The organism is Streptomyces sp. NPDC057963, assembly GCF_042887155.1.
Classification (GTDB): Bacteria; Actinomycetota; Actinomycetes; order Streptomycetales; family Streptomycetaceae; genus Streptomyces.
The window spans coordinates 331078-348923 of record NZ_JBHVPX010000007.1 but is presented as its reverse complement, the minus strand read 5'-3'; the positions used below and the strand labels follow the sequence as shown (position 1 = coordinate 348923).

Here is a 17846-nt window from a genome sequence, read left to right as displayed (position 1 = left end):
TGCCTCCCGCGACCCGGCGCGTTTCCCGACTCACCAACTGACTGCGTGTCAGAACTGATACCAGTTCCAGTTCCAGGAGTCCACGGCCGCGACAGCACGCGGGCACGGACGGCCGCCGCCGTGCCGCCCGGTCGGTTTCCTCGCACGTCCGTCGCTTCCGGGGCGTTCCGCACGGGTAGGGACGAGAACGACCGCCGTCCCCCACGCACCTGTCCGGAAGTCCATACACCCAGGAAGGGAATCACGTGCACACCCCGTCCCGCACCGAACCGCATCATCCATCAGCCCCCCGGCCGGATGCCTCCGGGCATCCCCTCCTAGGCGCCTGGCTGCTCAGCAGCGTCGCCATCGTGGACGTCTCCGGCCGCACGCTCGAACACCCCCTGGGCCAACGCCCGACAGGGCTGATCACCTACACCGCCGACGGCCACATGTCCGTGAGCGTGCTGAACCCGGACCTGGATTCCGAACCGGCGGCGGAGCCGGAGTCGACCGACTCGGTCGACTCCGCGACCCTGCTCAGGACCTCTCCGTACCTGGGGTATGCGGGAACCTACGAGGTGACGGGCGACCGGGTCGTCCACCACCTGCACATCGCGTCGCTACGCCCCTGGGTCGGCACCCAGCAGGAGCGCCGCTGGGAAGTGGAGGGGGACCGATTAACCCTGTTCCCCCCGAACGAGGGGATCGGCGAGGACGCCCGCGCCCCGCGGCTCGTGTGGCACCGGCCGGCCGCGGAGGCCGCGTGAGCGACGGCTGATCCGGGTTCACCGGCCTTCCGGCCGGCCGCGTCCACCGCCCGGCGCGGGATGCGGACCGTGAGGACCGCCCCGCACCGTTCGCGCTGACGCGAACCGTGGTCCGCGTGACGCCCGGCGCACGCGGACCACGGACGGAAGAGATGGTCGACCGGGGCTACTACTGAAACAAGTTCTCGTTACAGTGGGCGCGGTGCACCGCACACCCGTACGTCCGGTACACCGGCCATGCCTCGGAGAGAGAGGGCGAGCCCATGACCCAGGTGACCGACCACGGCGGGGGCGTGCACAGCATCAAGGTCCCCATCCCGGACAATCCGCTCGGCCACACCCTGGTGCACGTCCTCGACACCGATCGCGGGCCGGTCCTGATCGACACGGGCTGGGACGACCCGGAGGCGTGGGACACGCTCACCGCCGGGCTCGCCGCCGTCGGCGCGGATGCCGGTGACGTCCACGGCGTGGTCGTCACCCACCACCATCCCGACCACCACGGTCTCTCCGGGCAGGTGCGCGAGGCGTCGGGGGCCTGGATCGCCATGCATGCGGCGGACGCCGCGATCGTGCGCCGGACCCGTGAGTCCCGGCCGGGCACCTGGCTGTCGTATCTCGCGGCGAAGCTCACCGCGGTCGGTGCGCCCGAGGAGCATCTCGCGCCGTTGCGGGCCGCCGCGGCCGAGCGGGGCCGGGCACCCACCCTGCCCGGACAGCGGGCCGCGCTCCCGGACCGGGAGATCGTCCCCGGGGAGCTCCTCGACCTGGCGGGACGCACGCTGCGGGCCATCTGGACGCCGGGGCACACACCCGGCCATGTCTGCCTGCATCTGGAGGAGCGGCATCCGGGGAATCTGCCCGGCCGGGGCCGGCTCTTCTCCGGGGATCATCTGCTGCCCGGGATCAGCCCGCACATCGGGCTGTACGAGGACCCGGACGACGCCGCGGTCACCGATCCCCTCGGCGACTACCTCGACTCGCTGGAGCGCATCGGCAGGCTCGGGGCGGCGGAGGTGCTGCCCGCCCATCAGTACGCGTTCGCGGACGCCGCGGGGCGCGTACGGGAACTCCTGGCTCATCACGAGGAGCGGCTGACCGGGCTGCTCGGGCTGCTGGCCACCGCCCTGACGCCGTGGGAACTGGCCGAGCGGATGGAGTGGAACCGGCCGTGGGACCGGATCCCGCGCGGCTCGCGGAACATCGCCGTCTCGGAGGCCGAGGCGCATCTGCGGCGGCTGGTGAAGCTGGGGCGCGCGGAGGCCGTGGCGGGGAGCGACCCCGTGACGTACATCGCGGTGTGACCACTTCCACGAAGGGGTTCGCCGCGGCCACCGGCCCGGAACCCGCCCCTCCCCGCCCGGTACAGTGTGCGAGTCGTCATCATGCCCGTTCAGGGGGAAGCCGGTGCAAATCCGGCACTGACCACGCAGCCGTGAACCGTCGTTCCAGGCGGTGAGCCGGAATGCCCTGTCCGCGGTCGTGACCGGCTCCCGCCACCGGAACCCCGGTGGTCGGCACCGTCGAGGAATACGGGGCCGGAGCCTGGTGCCTGAGCGTGCCTGTGCCCGGATCCCCCGCAGGAGAGGCCCCGCCCGCCATGACCGTACGCCGCAGAGCAGCAACGCTCGCCGCCACCGCCACCGTGCTCTGTGCGGCCGCTGCCCCGGTCGCGGTCGCAGCGCCGTCCCCGTCGCCCTCGCCGTCCGCGGCACTGCCGTCCGGGCTGTACGGCACGAAGGACCCCACCTACGACGGCGTCTGGCGGCAGTCGCTCGCCTTCCTCGCGCAGCGGGTCGAGGGCGTCACGCCCGCCACGAAGTCGGTGGACTGGCTGATCTCCCAGCAGTGCTCCAACGGCGCCTACGCCGCGTACCGGCCCGATGTCTCCCAGCCGTGCACCGGGAAGACCGTGCTGGACACCAACGCCACCGCGGCCGCCGTCCAGGCGCTCGTCGAGGTGGGCGGGCACCGGGACACCGTGAACGACTCGGTCCGCTGGCTGAAGTCCGTACAGAACGAGGACGGCGGCTGGGGCTACGCCCCGGGCGCGGCCAGTGACGCCAACTCCACCTCGCTGGTGATCGGCGCCCTCGCCCGGCAGGGCCAGCGGCTCGGCGACATCACGACCCACGGCGGCAAGACCCCCTACGCCCCGCTGCTGAAGCTCGCGATCCCGTGCGGCGGCAAGGACGGGGGCGCCTTCGCCTATCAGCCCGACAAGGCCGGGAAGCTCGCCGCCAACGCGGACGCCACCGCGGCCGCGGTGCTCGGCACGATGGGCAAGGCCCTGGCCGTCGGGAACAACACCTCGGCCAAGGCGCCCACCTGCCACCCGGGGCCGGGCCCGGCGCTCACGCCCGAGCAGGCCGCCCAGAACGGCGCCCACTACCTCGCGGACGCACTCGCCACCAGCGGCCATCTCGACCTGGCGCCGATGCCCGGAGCCGCCGACTCCACCCCGCAGCCCGACTTCGGCAACACCGCGGACGCGGTCGTCGCGCTGTCCGCCGCGGGCCACCAGGACAAGGCCGCCAAGGCCATGACCTGGCTGAAGAAGAACTCCGGGGCGTGGGCCGAGCAGAACGGTCCCGCCGCCTACGCGCAGCTGATCCTGGCCGCCCACGCGACCGGCTCCGACGCCCGCGACTTCGGCGGCGTCGACCTGGTCGACCGGCTGAACGCGGCCGGTCCCGTGCCGGCGGCCGTCACGACGCCCGACCCGTCCGCCGAGACCGGGTACGTGGCCACGGAGAAGGACGAGGTCCACAGCGGAGACGACGTGATCGGCGGCGTGTGGTGGTACGTCGGCATCGGTCTCGTCGTCGGTGCGGGCGCCGGCTTCCTGATCAGCGGGCGCCGGAAGAACCAGCAGCTGTGAGGCGGGCGGGAAGGGCGGCCGCCCTCCTGGTGGTCCTCGGTGCCGTCCTGGCCGTGCTCGGCGCGGGGACGGCGCGGGCGGACGGGTACCGGTACTGGTCGTTCTGGGAGAGCTCCGGCACCGGCTGGACGTACGCCACCCAGGGCCCGTCCCTGGTCCGGCCGGACGACGGCGCGGTGCAGGGCTTCCGGTTCGCGGTGAGCGAGGACTCGCAGGACTCGGCGCAACCGCGCCGCTCCCCCGGGTTCGCGGAGATCTGCGCGGACACCCCGGCCGAGGACGGCAGCAAGCGGGTAGCGCTGGTCATCGACCCGGGCACCGCGGCGGACGCCCCGGCCGGGGAGACGCCTCCCGCGCCGCGTACCGCGTGCGCGCGGGTCGCCCCGGACGCGAGCACCGCGGAGGCGCTCGCCTCGGTGGCCAAGCCGTTGCGCTACGACAGCGGCGCGCTGCTCTGCGCCATATCCGGCTATCCGGGCTCGGGCTGCGGCGAACAGATCTCGGGCACCGGGCACGGAACGCCGGCCGCCCCCGCGTCCGGGGCCCCGGACGCGTCCGCCGCCGACGCCGCGGACGGCTCGGGCGGCGGTCCCTCCGCCGGGGTGCTCGTCGGGGTCGGCGCCGTTCTCCTCCTCGGCATCGCCGCAGTCGTGCAGGCCCGCCGCCGCCGCGGATGACGGCCTCGACCACCCGCCCGGTGCGGCCGCGGCGCCCGCTGCACGCCCCCGGGGCGACCCGCAGCAACGCCCTGCCCGCCGGGGCCTGGTGGCTGTGGGCGCTCGGTCTCGCCACCGCCGCGTCCCGGACCACCAATCCGCTGCTGCTCGGGCTGCTGGTGGGGGTGGCGGGCTACGTGGTCGCGGCGCGCCGTACGGACGCGCCGTGGGCCCGTTCGTACGGCGCGTTCATCAAGATCGGGCTGTTCGTCGTCGGCGTGCGGCTGGTCTTCTCCGTCTTCCTCGGTTCACCGGTCCCCGGTACGCATCCGTTGTTCACCCTCCCCGAAGTGCCGCTGCCCGACTGGGCGAAGGGGGTCCGGATCGGTGGCCGGGTCACCGCCGAGCAGTTGCTCTTCGCGCTGTACGACGGGGCGAAGCTGGCCACCCTGCTGATCTGCGTCGGTGCGGCGAACTCGCTCGCCAACCCGGCCCGGCTGCTGAAGTCGCTGCCCGGGGCCCTGTACGAGGCGGGGGTCGCCGTCGTCGTCGCGATGACGTTCGCGCCGAACATGGTCGCCGATGTGGTGCGGCTGCGCACCGCCCGGCGGCTGCGGGGCCGCGCGACCGGCGGTTTCAAGGCGGTCCTCCAGATCGGACTGCCGGTCCTGGAAGGCGCGTTGGAGCGGTCGGTCGCGTTGGCAGCCTCGATGGACGCGCGCGGATACGGGCGCAGCGCGCAGGTCCCGCCCGCCGTCCGGCACACCACGAACGTCCTCACGCTCGGCGGGCTGCTCGGGGTGTGCGCGGGGACGTACGGGCTGCTGGCCGCGCAGGGTGCGGTGTACGGCCTGCCGCTGCTGATCGCCGGACTCGTCGCCGCGATGGCCGGGCTCCGGCTCGGCGGGGCCCGCTCGGCCCGTACCCGCTACCGGCCCGACCGGTGGGGTGCGCGGGCCTGGCTGGTCGCGGGGTCGGGGGCCGCCGTGGCCGCGGCGATGATCTGGGCGGGCGGTGTCGACGCGGAGGCGCTGCACCCCGGAGTCGTACCGCTGACCACGCCGGTGCTTCCGTTGCGGCCCGCGGCGGCGGTGCTGATCGGGCTGCTGCCCGCGGTGGTGGCGCCGGTGCCGCCCCCGGTGGGCGCCCCGCATTCCAAGGAGAGCCAGTGATCCGGTTCGAGCATGTCTCGGTGCAGTACGAGGGGACGGGGCGCCCCACCCTCTCCGGGGTCGATCTGACCGTTCCCGAGGGCGAGTTGGTGCTGCTCGTCGGCCCGTCGGGGGTCGGCAAGTCGACGCTGCTGGGTGCCGTCTCCGGTCTCGTGCCGCACTTCACCGGCGGCACGCTGCGGGGCCGCGTCACGGTCGACGGGCGCGACACCCGTACCCACAAGCCACGCGAACTCGCCGACCTGGTCGGCACGGTGGGCCAGGACCCGCTGTCCCACTTCGTCACCGACACGGTCGAGGACGAGCTGGCGTACGGGATGGAGTCGCTGGGACTCGCCCCCGACGTGATGCGGCGGCGGGTCGAGGAGACCCTCGACCTGCTGGGCCTGGCCGGGCTGCGCGACCGGCCGATCGCCACGCTCTCCGGCGGTCAGCAGCAGCGGGTCGCGATCGGCTCGGTCCTCACCCCGCACCCGAAGGTCCTGGTCCTCGACGAGCCGACGTCCGCGCTGGACCCGGCGGCGGCCGAGGAGGTCCTCGCCGTGCTGCAGCGGCTGGTGCACGACCTGGGCACGACGGTCCTGATGGCGGAGCACCGGCTGGAGCGGGTGGTGCAGTACGCGGACCAGGTCGTCCTGCTGCCGTCCCCGGGCGCCGCACCGGTCATGGGCGCGCCCGCGGACGTCATGGCCGTCTCCCCGGTCCACCCGCCGGTCGTGGCGCTGGGCCGGCTGGCGGGGTGGGAACCACTTCCGCTCTCGGTCCGCGACGCCCGGCGCCGGGCGTCGGACCTGCGCGAGCGACTGGCCCGGACGCAGCCGCCCGGACCGTCGCCCCGGGCGGGCGGGCCGGGCGTGCGGACCACCGGGACGGCCGGTGCGGGTGCGGCCGGTGCGGCCGGTGCGGTCGGCGCCGCAGGTGCCGCCGGTGCGATCGATGAGGTCGGCGCGGTCGGTGCAGCCCGTACGGCCGGTGCGACCGGTGCGACCGGTGCGACCGGTACAGCCAATGCGACCGGTGCCGCCGATGCCGCCCGTGCCATCGATGGGACCGATGGGGTCGATGCCGCCCGTACGGCCGGTGGCGCCCGTGGCGCCGTACCACCGCTGCCCGCCGCCCCGGCGGCGCGGCGCGGGGTGCTCGCCCGGCTGCTGGGCCGCGGCGCACCCGTCGCCGCCGCCGTTCCCGAAGCCGTCGTCGACGCCCCGGCGCGGGTCGAGCGGCTCGGCGTGCGCCGAGGGCGTGTCGAGGCGCTGCGCCGGGTGACGCTCGCCGTCGCCGCCGGCGAGACCGTCGCCCTCATGGGCCGCAACGGAGCGGGCAAATCCACCCTGCTGGCCACGCTCGTCGGCATGGTCGAGCCCACCACCGGCACCGTCCTCGTCGGTGGCCGGGTCCCGCACCGCACGCAGCCGCGCGAGATGGTGCGCCGGGTCGGGCTCGTACCGCAGGAACCACGCGATCTGCTGTACGCGGACACGGTCGCCGCCGAGTGCGCCGCGGCCGACGCCGACGCGGGCGCCGCCGCGGGCAGCTGCCGGGCCCTGGTCTCCGAGCTGCTGCCCGGTGTGCCGGACGACACCCACCCCCGTGATCTCTCCGAGGGCCAGCGTCTCGCGCTCGCCCTGGCCGTCGTACTGACCGCGAGGCCCCCGCTGCTGCTCCTGGACGAGCCGACCCGCGGCCTGGACTACGCGGCGAAGGCCCGGCTGGTCGGGGTGCTCCGCGGTCTCGCGGCACAGGGCCATGCGATCGTCCTGGCCACGCACGACGTGGAACTCGCCGCCGAGCTGGCGCACCGGGTGGTGATACTCGCCGACGGGGAGACCGTGGCGGACGGGGAGACCCGGCAGGTGGTGGTCTCCTCCCCCTCCTTCGCCCCGCAGACGGCGAAGATCCTCGCCCCGCAGGAGTGGCTGACCGTGGCGCAGGTGCGCGGCGCGCTGGGAGACCCGTCATGAGCGGGCGCCGGGCGCGGCCGGTACGGCTCGGGCCGCGCGCGGTCGCCGCGCTCGTCCTCGTCAGTGCGATCGGCGTCGTCGCGTTCGGCTGGCCGCTGCTGGCCGGGGCGGACTCCGGTCTGGCGCACTCCCAGGACGCGCCGTGGCTGTTCGCGGCGCTGCTGCCGCTGCTGGTCGGCGTGGTCGTCGCGATGATCGCGGACTCCGGACTGGACGCGAAGGCGGTGGCGATGCTGGGGGTGCTGGCGGCGGTCGGCGCCGCGCTGCGCCCACTGGGCGCGGGCACGGCGGGGCTGGAACCCATGTTCTTCCTGATGGTGCTGAGCGGCCGGGTGCTCGGGCCCGGCTTCGGCTTCGTGCTCGGCTCGGTGACGATGTTCGCGTCCGCGCTGCTCACCGGCGGAGTGGGTCCGTGGATGCCGTTCCAGATGCTGTCGATGGGCTGGTTCACGATGGGCGCGGGGCTGCTGCCGGGCCCGGACCGGCTGCGCGGGCGGGCCGAGCTGCTGATGCTCGCGGTGTACGGGTTCGTGGCGGCGTTCGCGTACGGCACGGTGATGAACCTGTACGGCTGGACGATCGTGCCCGGCCTCGGCTCGGGGATCTCCTTCCGGCCGGGCGACCCGCTGCCGGAGAACCTGGTGCGCTTCCTCGCCTACTGCACGGCCACGTCGCTCGGCTGGGACCTGGGCCGGGCCGTGCTCACCCTGGTGCTGACCCTCACCGTCGGCGCGACGCTGCTGAAGGCGCTGCGCAGGGCCACGCGGCGGGCCGCCTTCGAGGCCCAGGTCACATTCGACGCCTCCGCCGAGTGAGGACTCCCACAGGCCCTTGGCCCTCCCCTACGCGGGGTAGTAGTCCGCCGGGCCGCGTACCGGCTCCTTGGCACCCCCTCCCACCTGCCATGACCCTTTCGCGGTGATTCGGGCGGCCCGGGGCTTTCGGTCCCGGGTGCGAGGCGGGCTCGTATCGGGGGTCATTGCCATGGCCGAACGGCGCCGCTAACACTGGATCACGTCGCCGAGCACCGCCCGGTCCACCGAAACGGACCGCGGTCGGCGCAGACCGGTCCACCCGCACCACCAGCACCGTCCGGACCGGTCCCGCGACTCCCCCGTACCCGACGTTAGGACTCCTGTGACGTTCGCCCGCAACCTCCTCGCCCTGCCCCGCACCGCCCGCCGCAAGTCCGCCGTCGCCGGCACCGCCGTACTCCTCGGCACCACCGGCCTGGCCCTCGGCGTCACCCCGGCCATGGCCGCACCGGCCACCGCGCCGACCGTCGTCGCAGCAGGCGCGCAGGACACGGCGAAGTCGATGATCGGCAACGCCGCGCAGTTCCAGTGCTTCAGCAACATCGTCCACCACGAGAGCGGTTGGAACCCCAGCGCGACCAACGCCTCGTCCGGCGCCTACGGCCTCGTCCAGGCCCTGCCCGGTTCGAAGATGGCCTCGGCCGGCTCCGACTGGAAGACCAACCCCACGACCCAGATCAAGTGGGGCATGGACTACATGAACTCCCGCTACGGCAGCCCGTGTGCCGCCTGGTCGTTCTGGCAGGCCAACCACTGGTACTGAGCCGGCACCCCATGAGCTCGCACGAAGGCCCCGACCCCCGTTCGGGGCCTTCGCCACGTTCGGAACCGGTCAGCACCGGTCAACACCGATCGTCCAAAAAATGACCACCTTCATATAGCTTGGCCAACAAAATTACCCGTTGGTCCATTTAGGCGCATTTTGCTTGGCTGTCCGTGCCCGGCGGCCCCCGAAGCGTTGTCACATACGTGGAACCTCGCGAATTCTGGGATCGAAACACCGTCCTGGCGGAAGCTTTTTGCGCCAGTGACGAACGCATGCGCCGGGCGCAGGCGTTGCTGGACGAGGCGCAGGCGGAGCGGAGCAGAACGCTCGCGGCGTTCGCCGTCACGGTCGGCGACGACGGATCGATCGCCGATCTGATGGGCCTGAACGAGCGCGAAGTGCGATTAGCACGGCGCACAGTGGGACGCAGTGACGCGCGGTCCCTCGCCGAGGAGATCCTGAACCGGACCACGTCGGCGGTGCGGGAAGCGGCGGACGAGCCCCCTCCCGTTCCGGAGGTCCCCGTGCCGCATCCGCGCGAAGAGATGTTCGTCGCACCGCCCGTCGCGCCCCCGGACGCGCCACCGGTCCCGGCACCTCCCCCGCTCCCGCCCATCGAGGCGGAGGTCACCGTCGCCTGGTCGCCCAGCATGGACTCCGTACTGCTGTGGAGCTGGGAGTCCGGTCTCGACGTGCAGACGGTCGCCGCCGAACTCGGCCTGGACGTACGGGCGCTGCTGACGCGCGTGCAGGAGCTCGCCAACGACGGACGGCTCACGCTCTCGCCCTCGGTCGCCGAGGTGAGCCGGTCCGGCCGGCACCGCCGCCAGTACGAGGAGGGGTACGCCTCGCTGTTCAGCCCCACCGCCACCTTCCCCTCGCCCTCGCCGTACTGAGCGGCGCGTGCGTCCGCCGTCGCGGCGGCACCGCTTTCAGTGCCGCGAGGCGACCGTGTCGAACCAGCGCACGATCTGCGGCCCCGACTTCATGTACGTGGCGTTGTGGCCGGTCGATCCCTGGTCGACCACCCGGGCCGCGGCACCGTGTGCGGCCAGATCGGCGGCGCACTCACGGGCGTTGGCGATCGGCACGTCGGTGTCGCCGGACGAGGAGTAGAGGCGCACCGGGACGTCCGGCTTCCAGGCGCAGTTGCCGTCCTGGGCGCGCACCGCGGCCAGCAGGGCGCCGGTGGGGTGCTGGACCTGCTGGTAGTAGTCGTCGGTGAGCAGTTCCTTCAGCGTCGCGGGCAGCGCCGGGATGATCTGCTCCTCGGTGTGGTTGGTGTCGAAGAGGTCGTCGACGATGCCCGCGTACGGCTCCCGGAACGCTTCGGAGGGGTCCTTGTAGAGCGGGTGGAGCCGGTTCTGCGCGGTGAGGAAGTAGGACATGTAGAAGACGCCGCTGGTGTCGTTGACCCGCCCGTCGAAAAGGCTGGGCATCTCCGCCTGCTCGATGGCGTACGGCCCCGAGACGGGGGCGAGGGCCCGGAGCTCGAAGTGCCGGTCGACGCCGCCCTCGATGGCTCTGGCCAGGGCCATCGCGACCTGGCCGCCCTGGGAGAAGCCGCTCGCGTACACCTCGCCGGTGAGCGGGCGGTCCAGGCGCAGCGCGGCCGTGCGGGAGGCCCGCAGCATGTCGACGGAGGCGGTGACGGCGGACTCCGTGTCCATGTACGGGTGGTGGCCCGGCCCCTTGCCGAGGCCCAGGTAGTCGGGGGCGGCGACGGCACGGCCGGCCGAGGCGTGGAGGTAGGGGGCGAAGCGGCCGAAGTCCTCGCCGACGGAGGGCGCGTAGTCCCGGTGGACCATCGTGCCGTGGGTGTCGGAGACCAGGTCCAGCCGGTGCGGACCGCCCTTGGGGAGGGCGAGGAGCCCGGTGGCGGTGGTCGGGGTGCCCTGCGGGGTGATGGTGCGGTAGGTGAGGCGGTAGGCCCGCAGGCCGTGCCGGACGGTGGCGGTGTCCATCCCTCCGGAGGCGAGGAAGCGGGCGACGTCGGCGCGGCCGAGGTCGGCCACGGGGGTGATGTCCAGAAGGGTGCCTCTGCCGTGCGCGGCCGCCGAGCGGGTCGCGTCGGTTGCGCCGGAGGGCTGCTGGGCGACGGCCGGCGCGGTGCCGAGCGCGGCGAGAACCACCACGGCGGCGGCCGCCGCCCTTCGGCGGGCGGCGCGACGGCGCGCGCGCACGTCCCAAGTGGTGCCGCTCACAAGGTTGTTGCCGTTCGTACGGCTGCTGTTGTTCATGGGCACGACGTTATGCAGCCGCGTACGGCGCCGGTATCGGCGTGGACACCCGACCGGGGGTACACCTGGCAACACCCCGGCCGGTGGACTTCCCCGCCGATGCCGTGTCACAGCCGCTGGATGATGGTCCCCGTCGCCAGCGCGCCGCCCGCGCACATCGTGATCAGGGCGAACTCCTTGTCCCGGCGTTCCAGTTCGTGCAGGGCGGTGGTGATCAGCCGGGCCCCGGTGGCGCCCACCGGGTGGCCGAGCGCGATGGCCCCGCCGTTGACGTTGACCTTTTCGAGGTCCTGCCCGAAGACCTGGGCCCAGCTCAGCACCACCGAGGCGAACGCCTCGTTGATCTCGACGAGGTCGATGTCCTTGAGCGACATCCCGGCCTTGCCGAGCACCGCGCGGGTCGCGTCGATCGGTCCGTCGAGGTGGAAGTGCGGGTCGGCGCCGACCAGCGCCTGCGCGACGATCCGGGCGCGCGGCCTGAGCTTGAGCGCCCGTGCCATCCGCTTGGACGCCCACATGATCGCGCAGGCACCGTCGGATATCTGCGAGGAGTTGCCCGCGGTGTGGATCGCGGTGGGCATGACCGGCTTGAGCCGGCCGAGCCCCTCCATCGTGGAGTCCCGCAGCCCCTCGTCCCGGTCGACCAGACGCCACATGCCCTGCCCGGCCGCCTGCTCCTCCTCGGTGGTCGGCACCTGGACCGCGTACGTCTCCCGCTTGAACCGTTCCTCGGCCCAGGCGGCGGCCGCCCGCTCCTGCGAGATCAGCCCGAGCGAGTCGACGTTCTCCCGGGTCAGGCCGCGGTTGCGGGCGATGCGCTCGGCGGCCTCGAACTGGTTGGGCAGGTCGACGTTCCACTCGTCGGGCCAGGGCTTGCCCGGTCCGTGCTTGGATCCGCTGCCCAGGGGCACCCGCGACATGGCCTCGACACCGCAGCTGATCCCGATGTCGATCACTCCGGCGGCGACCATGTTGGCCACCATGTGGGATGCCTGCTGCGAGGACCCGCACTGGCAGTCCACGGTGGTGGCGGCGGTCTCGTAGGGGAGCCCCACGGTGAGCCAGGCGTTGCGGGCCGGGTTCATCGACTGCTCGCCGGCATGGGTGACCGTGCCGCCGACGATCTGCTCGACGCAGTCGGCGTGGATGCCGGTGCGGGCGAGGAGTTCTCGGTAGGTCTCGCCCAGCAGATAGGCGGGATGCAGATTGGCGAGCGCGCCTCCGCGCTTGCCGATGGGGGTGCGTACGGCTTCGACGATGACGGGTTCCGCGGCCATGAGCTCGTCCTCTCCTCGCGCCTCCGCAGGGGCGTCCCGGCGCCCGCGGAAGGGAACTAGTACGCGTTCTAGTTCTGCGAGCAGTCTTATGAGGCTTACCCCCGGTACGCAAGGGTCTTGCACGCACCTTGCGTCCGCTTCATACCTGCCTCACCCACTCTTCACGCAACAGATCGGGCGGCCCCTCTTGCCAGTTGTAGAACTCGTTACTACGTTTCGAGCAACTTCTGATGGGTCGTCAGACAACTTCGGGCGGCTCTCGGACCGACCTGGAGTTGCCGATGTCCTGCCCCCATCTGCCCGAAGGGTTCGACTTCACCGACCCCGACCTGCTCCAAGCCCGCATTCCGCACCCGGAGTTCGCACAGATGCGGCAGACCGCACCGGTCTGGTGGTGCACCCAGCCGGCCGGTATCTCCGGTTTCGACGACGCCGGCTACTGGGTCGTCACCCGGCACGCGGACGTCAAGTACGTCTCCACCCACCCCGAACTGTTCTCCTCGCACACCAACACCGCGGTCATCCGCTTCAACGAGTCGATCGACCGCGACCAGATCGAGGTCCAGAAGCTGATCATGCTGAACATGGACCCGCCCGAACACACCCGGGTCCGCCAGATCGTCCAACGGGGCTTCACGCCACGGGCGATCCGCTCCCTGGAGCAGGCCCTGCGCAGCCGCGCCCGCTCGATCGTCGAGACGGCGCTCGCCTCGGCCGACGACGACGGCTCCTTCGACTTCGTCACGAACGTCGCCGTCGAACTGCCGCTCCAGGCCATCGCCGAACTCATCGGCGTGCCGCAGGAGGACCGGTCCAGGATCTTCGACTGGTCCAACAAGATGGCCGCGTACGACGATCCCGAGTACGCGATCACCGAGGAGGTCGGCACCGAGGCGGCCATGGAGATCGTCTCGTACTCGATGAATCTGGCGGCCTCCCGCAAGGAGTGCCCGGCCCAGGACATCGTCTCCCAGCTGGTCGCCGCGGAGGGCCAGGGGAACCTCTCCTCCGACGAGTTCGGCTTCTTCGTGATCCTGCTCGCCGTCGCCGGCAACGAGACCACCCGCAACGCCATCAGCCACGGCATGCACGCCTTCCTCACCCACCCCGACCAGTGGGAGCTCTACAAGAGCGAACGGCCGGAGACGGCCGCCGAGGAGATCGTCCGCTGGGCCACTCCCGTGGTCTCCTTCCAGCGGACCGCCACCCAGGACGTCGAACTGGGCGGGCAGCGGATCAAGAAGGGCGACCGGGTCGGGCTGTTCTACTCCTCGGCCAACAACGACCCCGAGGTCTTCGAGAACCCGGAGGCGTTCGACATCACCCGCGATCCCAACCCGCATCTCGGCTTCGGCGGCGGCGGTCCGCACTTCTGCCTCGGCAAGTCCCTCGCGGTGATGGAGATCAACCTGATCTTCCACGCGATCGCGGATGTGATGCCGGACCTGCGGCTGGTCGGCGACCCTCGGCGGCTGCGCTCGGCGTGGCTCAACGGGATCAAGCAGCTTCAGGTCGGCAGCGCGGCCGCGAGCGCCGGAACCGCCGCGAGCTGACCGCTTCCGGGAGCTTCGGACGGCGGGAGCTTCGGTTCCGGAAGCTGCCGGATCCCGGGAGCTTCGGACGGCGGGAGCTGCCGGATCCCGGGAGCTTCGGACGGCGGGAGCTGCCGGATTCCAGGAGCTTCGGACGGCGGGAGCTGCCGGATTCCAGGAGCTTCGGACGGCGGGGGCTCCCCCTCACGCCCCGGCCCCCGGCGTCCGTACCCGCAGCCCTCCGTCCCGTGCGAACCCCCGCGCGGGACACGCACGACCGCGCGAGGATCATGACGGGCATGCACGCCCTGCTCTCCGCCTTCGCCCCCATCTGGATGCTCACCGCCCTCGGGTACGCGGTCGGCCGGAGCGGTCTCCTCGGCGAGCAGGCGGAAGCCGTGCTCGGCCGGTTCGTCTTCCACCTGGCCATGCCCGCCGCCCTCTTCCTCATGGTTTCCCGGGCGCGGCTGGACGCCTTCGCCAACCCCTCCCTGGTGGCCTTCGCGGCGGGTACGGCGCTGGCGTGCGGTCTCGGCTTCGTGGCCGCGGGCCGGCTCTTCGGCCGGGGGACGGCCGACCGGGCCATCGGCGGCATGGCGTCCGGCTACGTCAACGCCGCCAATCTCGGCATCCCGGTGGCGGTCCAGGTGCTCGGCGACGCGTCGTTCGTCGCCCAGATCCTCCTGTTCCAGGTGCTGTTGGTCACCCCGGTGATCCTGACGCTGCTGGACACGGGGACGGGAGCGGGGGCGGGAAGAGGGGCCGGAAGGGCCGTCGTGCTCCGGCGGACGCTGACCATGCCGGTACGCAACCCCGTCATCATGGCCTCGTTGCTGGGTGTCGTCGTCTCCGCGCTCGGGCTGCGGCTGCCGCACGCCCTCGCCCACTCCTGCGACGTCCTCGGCGCCGCCGCCGTGCCGACGGCCCTGGTCACCCTGGGGCTGTCCCTGAACGTCCGCCCGGCGGCCGGCGGTCCGGCGGAGGAGACGGAGCCCGCCGAGCCGGGGACGGTGGGGACGAAGCGTGCGGAGGTCGTGGTGAACGTCGCCCTCAAGACGCTCCTCCAGCCCCTGATCGCCCTCGTCGTCGGGGGCCCGCTGCTGGGACTGCCGGACCATCAACTGCTGGCCGTCGTACTCTGCTCCGCGCTGCCGACCGCTCAGAACGCCTACATCTACGCCCAGCAGCACGGCCTGGACACCCGCGTGGTCCGCAACTCCGTCGTGGCCTCGACGGTGGTGTCCATGGCCACGCTCTCCCTCGCCACCTGGGCGCTGGGGTCGGCCCCCTGAACCGTTCGAGTGGCGGCCCCGGGCCGATGGGCGGATGCTGGTCGGGCGGCGATCCATGCCGAAGGGGTGCCGGGGACGACGAGTCGTCCCCGGCACCCCTTCGGCCCGCGGGATGCGGGCCGCTCCCGTTCAGGCGGGCAGCACCCACTGCCGCGGGGCCTGAGCGGTGCAGGTGCGGATCAGCAGCTCCGCACCGTCCGCGGCATGCAGGCAGCGGCCGAACGGGCGGCCCCCCTGACCGGGCCCGGCACCACGGGGGCCGGCAGGGACGTCCGTACGGTCTCGGCCAGTGCCACCGGGTCGCCCGTGGGCTTCACCGGGTAGCTTCCGCGCTCCAGGTTCCAGGCGTTGTCCCGGGCGAACCAGTCGATGTCGGCGGGCGGGCGGCCGGTGGCGAGGGCAGTGTCGAGGGAGTCCAGGTAGAGCGTCCAGCGCTTGGCGTAGAAGTCGGAGACCAGGCCCGACCATTCGCGGTTCGCGTAGTCGCGCAGTCCGCCGGACTCGCTGCCGGACCGGCCGCCCCAGGTGGTGAGGATCGACCGGGCGTCGAACTCGGCGGCGGCCCGCTCGGCGGCGGTGCCGCCCCACGACTTCGCGTCCTCCAGCCAGGGCCCCAGCATGAACCGGCGGTCGGTGCCCAGCAACCGGTCCAGCAGGGCGAGGTCCTGTTTCCACTCCTCGGCCCGCTGCCGGAACAGCGGCAGATCCTTCCCCTCGTACGCGGCCTTGATCTGCGGCAGCAGCGTGCGGCTGCGGTTGGCCAGGGCCTGCCGGGCCACATCGACCACATCGAACCGGTACGCGTCCGATCCGCGCAGCTCGGGGGCGACCTGGAGCAGTTCGGCCAGAGCCCGCTGCACCGTCGACGCGTCGTACCGCATGGCCGCGGGGCTCCAGCTGGCCGCCGTGTCCGCGGTCAGCCGGGGGCGTGCGGTGAAGAGGCTGTCCTGCGACTCGCTCCAGCTGCCGGACGCGGTGCTGTACGGGCCGGTGCGCAGGAGTTCCCAGGCCCTGGCGGCATGCGGGTCGGCGCCGCCGTAGCGGCGCTCCGCATAGTCGGCGAACCAGGCCCGGTGGTCCAACGGAGCGCCGTGCCAGGCGAGTTCGGTGAACAGTTCGTACGCGGCGGGGTTTCCTCCGGTGCCTTCCGGGAGGTACGCGATTCCCCGGAGCGCACTGTCCGGCTTCGTACGCCACTGCGCGAACCGCTCGGTCCACACGGAGGTGTTGGCGCCGATCGTGGTGTGGCCGCCGAAGTTGGGGATGGTCCCGAAGGCGTAGGGCGTTCCGTGCCAGGCGGCTTCGCGGTCCAGGCCGTCGTAGCGGTCGGCCAGACCGTCGACGATGAACAGCTTGCTCTTGTCGACCGCGTCGATGAGCTGGGTGGAGGGGTTGCTCTGCCAGCCGAGCAGGACCCAGGTGGCCCCCGGGCGCGCGGACTGCAGGGCGTTCATGACGCCCTTGGCCGCGTCCCCGATCGGTACGTCGCCCGGCCTGCCGCCTTCGTGCAGCAGATCCATCTTGTACAGGGTGGAGTCGCCGAACCGGGCGCGCTGGTGCCGGTAGAACGACTCGGCGACCTTCGGGAACATCGCGCTGCGCGGGTCCAGCCAGTCCGGCCGTTCGAAGCCCACCCAGCCGCCCTGCGGGACCACGGGGCCGGTGGGGTTCCGGTCGGTGAATCCGGGCGGGACCGTGCCGTAGTAACCGGGCAGGACCGGGGCCATGCCCAGCTGCCGCAGCCGGTCGGCGATCTTGCGGCCGAGCCGGGCACGCCGGTCCAGCAGCCTCTCGGTGACCGGGCCGCCGAAGCCGGACATGTTCTGCATCAGCCACCACGGCTGGTGCGCCGGGCCCGGAATCCAGGACCTCAGCTCGCCCTTCGCGTACCCGAACTCCTGGAAGGTGTCGTAGTACACGGCGTCCGCGCCCATCTGCACGAACACCTCGTTGACGCCGTGCAGGGCGAGGACGTCGATCTGCTTCTCGAACGAGGCCCAGTTCCGGTACGCACCGGAGTAGCCGTCGTCCGTGTCGTTGAGGGCGAAGCGGTGCGGCACCGAGGCGTCCTGACGGACCGTGCCGGCAGGTGCCGGAAGCCTCCTCGGGAGCTTCGAGGTGCTGTCGCCGGGCCAGCCGATGTCCACCTTCGCGGTGTACTTCAGGTACCAGTCGACGCCGCTGAGCAGCACGGCGGGACTGGTGCCCCGGATACGCACATGGCCCGCGGTCCCGGAGACGGTGAAGTAGTCACCGGAGGCGGGGCGGCCGACCGGCACCAGGTCGAACTGGCCGGCATGGCGCGGCAGCAGCCGGCCCAGCGCCGCCTCGGCCGGTCCGGGCGCGAAGGCCGGCCTGCCGCGCGGGGTGTCCGCCCCGGTGGCGGCCGGCGCGGACACCATCCCGGCGAGGACGGCAAGTGCGGTGGCCGCGCAGGCGGCAGCCCAGGTTCTGAGGCTTCTCAACGTTGACCTCGTCCGGTGGAGGAAGGCAGGGACTCGCTGG

Annotated in this window: 14 protein-coding genes and 1 riboswitch; of the genes, 11 read left to right on the top strand and 3 right to left on the bottom strand. The window is 72.7% G+C overall.

Annotated elements, in window-relative coordinates; all coding sequences use genetic code 11:
• Positions 1–245: 245 nt before the first annotated feature.
• From ACFVT1_RS19380 to ACFVT1_RS19340, 9 genes are all read left to right on the top strand, one after another.
• Positions 246–749: a lipocalin-like domain-containing protein gene (locus ACFVT1_RS19380; protein ID WP_389796755.1), complete on the top strand. Its 504-nt coding sequence runs from the start codon at positions 246–248 to the stop codon at positions 747–749.
• Positions 750–1012: 263 nt separating this feature from the next.
• Positions 1013–2053 carry an MBL fold metallo-hydrolase gene (locus tag ACFVT1_RS19375; protein ID WP_389796753.1) on the top strand — a complete coding sequence of 347 codons (1041 nt, stop codon included), beginning with the start codon at positions 1013–1015 and terminating at the stop codon, positions 2051–2053.
• A gap of 53 nt (positions 2054–2106) precedes the next feature.
• Positions 2107–2242: riboswitch (cobalamin riboswitch) on the top strand.
• A 107-nt stretch (positions 2243–2349) separates the two neighbouring features.
• On the top strand, positions 2350–3630 hold the full coding sequence (locus ACFVT1_RS19370) for a prenyltransferase/squalene oxidase repeat-containing protein (RefSeq protein ID WP_389796751.1): 1281 nt from the start codon (positions 2350–2352) through the stop codon (positions 3628–3630).
• Positions 3627–4307, top strand: a complete 681-nt coding sequence (locus ACFVT1_RS19365; protein ID WP_389796749.1) for an SCO2322 family protein — start codon at positions 3627–3629, stop codon at positions 4305–4307. The genes ACFVT1_RS19370 and ACFVT1_RS19365 overlap by 4 nt, the downstream gene beginning before the upstream one ends.
• The gene (locus ACFVT1_RS19360) at positions 4304–5458 is read left to right on the top strand and encodes an energy-coupling factor transporter transmembrane component T (protein ID WP_389796747.1); all 1155 of its coding nucleotides are present in this window, start codon (positions 4304–4306) and stop codon (positions 5456–5458) included. Before ACFVT1_RS19365 ends, ACFVT1_RS19360 begins: the two co-directional genes overlap by 4 nt.
• Positions 5455–7419 carry an ABC transporter ATP-binding protein gene (locus ACFVT1_RS19355; RefSeq protein ID WP_389796746.1) on the top strand — a complete coding sequence of 655 codons (1965 nt, stop codon included), beginning with the start codon at positions 5455–5457 and terminating at the stop codon, positions 7417–7419. Before ACFVT1_RS19360 ends, ACFVT1_RS19355 begins: the two co-directional genes overlap by 4 nt.
• On the top strand, positions 7416–8234 hold the full coding sequence (locus ACFVT1_RS19350; protein ID WP_389796744.1) for an ECF transporter S component: 819 nt from the start codon (positions 7416–7418) through the stop codon (positions 8232–8234). Before ACFVT1_RS19355 ends, ACFVT1_RS19350 begins: the two co-directional genes overlap by 4 nt.
• Positions 8235–8556: 322 nt before the next feature.
• Positions 8557–8997, top strand: coding sequence for a transglycosylase SLT domain-containing protein (locus ACFVT1_RS19345; RefSeq protein WP_389796742.1), 441 nt, complete (start codon positions 8557–8559; stop codon positions 8995–8997).
• Positions 8998–9272: 275 nt separating this feature from the next.
• Positions 9273–9896 (top strand): hypothetical protein, encoded by a 624-nt coding sequence (locus ACFVT1_RS19340; protein ID WP_389796739.1) that lies wholly within the window; start codon positions 9273–9275, stop codon positions 9894–9896.
• Between the two features lie 36 nt (positions 9897–9932).
• On the opposite strand, the gene ACFVT1_RS19335 is transcribed toward ACFVT1_RS19340, so the two are convergent.
• Entirely contained in the window at positions 9933–11240 is a 1308-nt protein-coding gene (locus ACFVT1_RS19335) for an alpha/beta hydrolase (protein WP_389796737.1), read from the bottom strand.
• Between the two features lie 107 nt (positions 11241–11347).
• Positions 11348–12517, bottom strand: coding sequence for a steroid 3-ketoacyl-CoA thiolase (locus tag ACFVT1_RS19330; protein WP_362194675.1), 1170 nt, complete (start codon positions 12515–12517; stop codon positions 11348–11350).
• A gap of 281 nt (positions 12518–12798) precedes the next feature.
• Between ACFVT1_RS19330 and ACFVT1_RS19325 the strand changes: the two genes are divergently transcribed.
• Both ACFVT1_RS19325 and ACFVT1_RS19320 read left to right on the top strand, forming a co-directional pair.
• A complete protein-coding gene (locus ACFVT1_RS19325; protein ID WP_389796734.1) occupies positions 12799–14070 on the top strand; it encodes a cytochrome P450 in 1272 nt (423 codons plus the stop codon).
• Positions 14071–14339: 269 nt separating this feature from the next.
• Positions 14340–15341 (top strand): AEC family transporter, encoded by a 1002-nt coding sequence (locus ACFVT1_RS19320; RefSeq protein ID WP_389796732.1) that lies wholly within the window; start codon positions 14340–14342, stop codon positions 15339–15341.
• A gap of 179 nt (positions 15342–15520) precedes the next feature.
• On the opposite strand, the gene ACFVT1_RS19315 is transcribed toward ACFVT1_RS19320, so the two are convergent.
• Positions 15521–17806 carry an alpha-N-acetylglucosaminidase gene (locus ACFVT1_RS19315; RefSeq protein WP_389796731.1) on the bottom strand — a complete coding sequence of 762 codons (2286 nt, stop codon included), beginning with the start codon at positions 17804–17806 and terminating at the stop codon, positions 15521–15523.
• Between the last annotated feature and the right edge of the window lie 40 nt (positions 17807–17846).

Bases quoted from the DNA above. Each gene is read 5' to 3' on its own strand.
- ACFVT1_RS19325 (WP_389796734.1), top strand. From the start codon at position 12,799: ATGTCCTGCCCCCATCTGCCCGAAGGGTTCGACTTCACCGACCCCGAC.
- ACFVT1_RS19370 (WP_389796751.1), top strand. From the start codon at position 2,350: ATGACCGTACGCCGCAGAGCAGCAACGCTCGCCGCCACCGCCACCGTG.
- ACFVT1_RS19320 (WP_389796732.1), top strand. From the start codon at position 14,340: ATGACGGGCATGCACGCCCTGCTCTCCGCCTTCGCCCCCATCTGGATG.
- ACFVT1_RS19350 (WP_389796744.1), top strand. From the start codon at position 7,416: ATGAGCGGGCGCCGGGCGCGGCCGGTACGGCTCGGGCCGCGCGCGGTC.
- ACFVT1_RS19340 (WP_389796739.1), top strand. From the start codon at position 9,273: ATGCGCCGGGCGCAGGCGTTGCTGGACGAGGCGCAGGCGGAGCGGAGC.
- ACFVT1_RS19330 (WP_362194675.1), bottom strand. From the start codon at position 12,517: ATGGCCGCGGAACCCGTCATCGTCGAAGCCGTACGCACCCCCATCGGC.
- ACFVT1_RS19335 (WP_389796737.1), bottom strand. From the start codon at position 11,240: ATGAACAACAGCAGCCGTACGAACGGCAACAACCTTGTGAGCGGCACC.
- ACFVT1_RS19375 (WP_389796753.1), top strand. From the start codon at position 1,013: ATGACCCAGGTGACCGACCACGGCGGGGGCGTGCACAGCATCAAGGTC.
- ACFVT1_RS19360 (WP_389796747.1), top strand. From the start codon at position 4,304: ATGACGGCCTCGACCACCCGCCCGGTGCGGCCGCGGCGCCCGCTGCAC.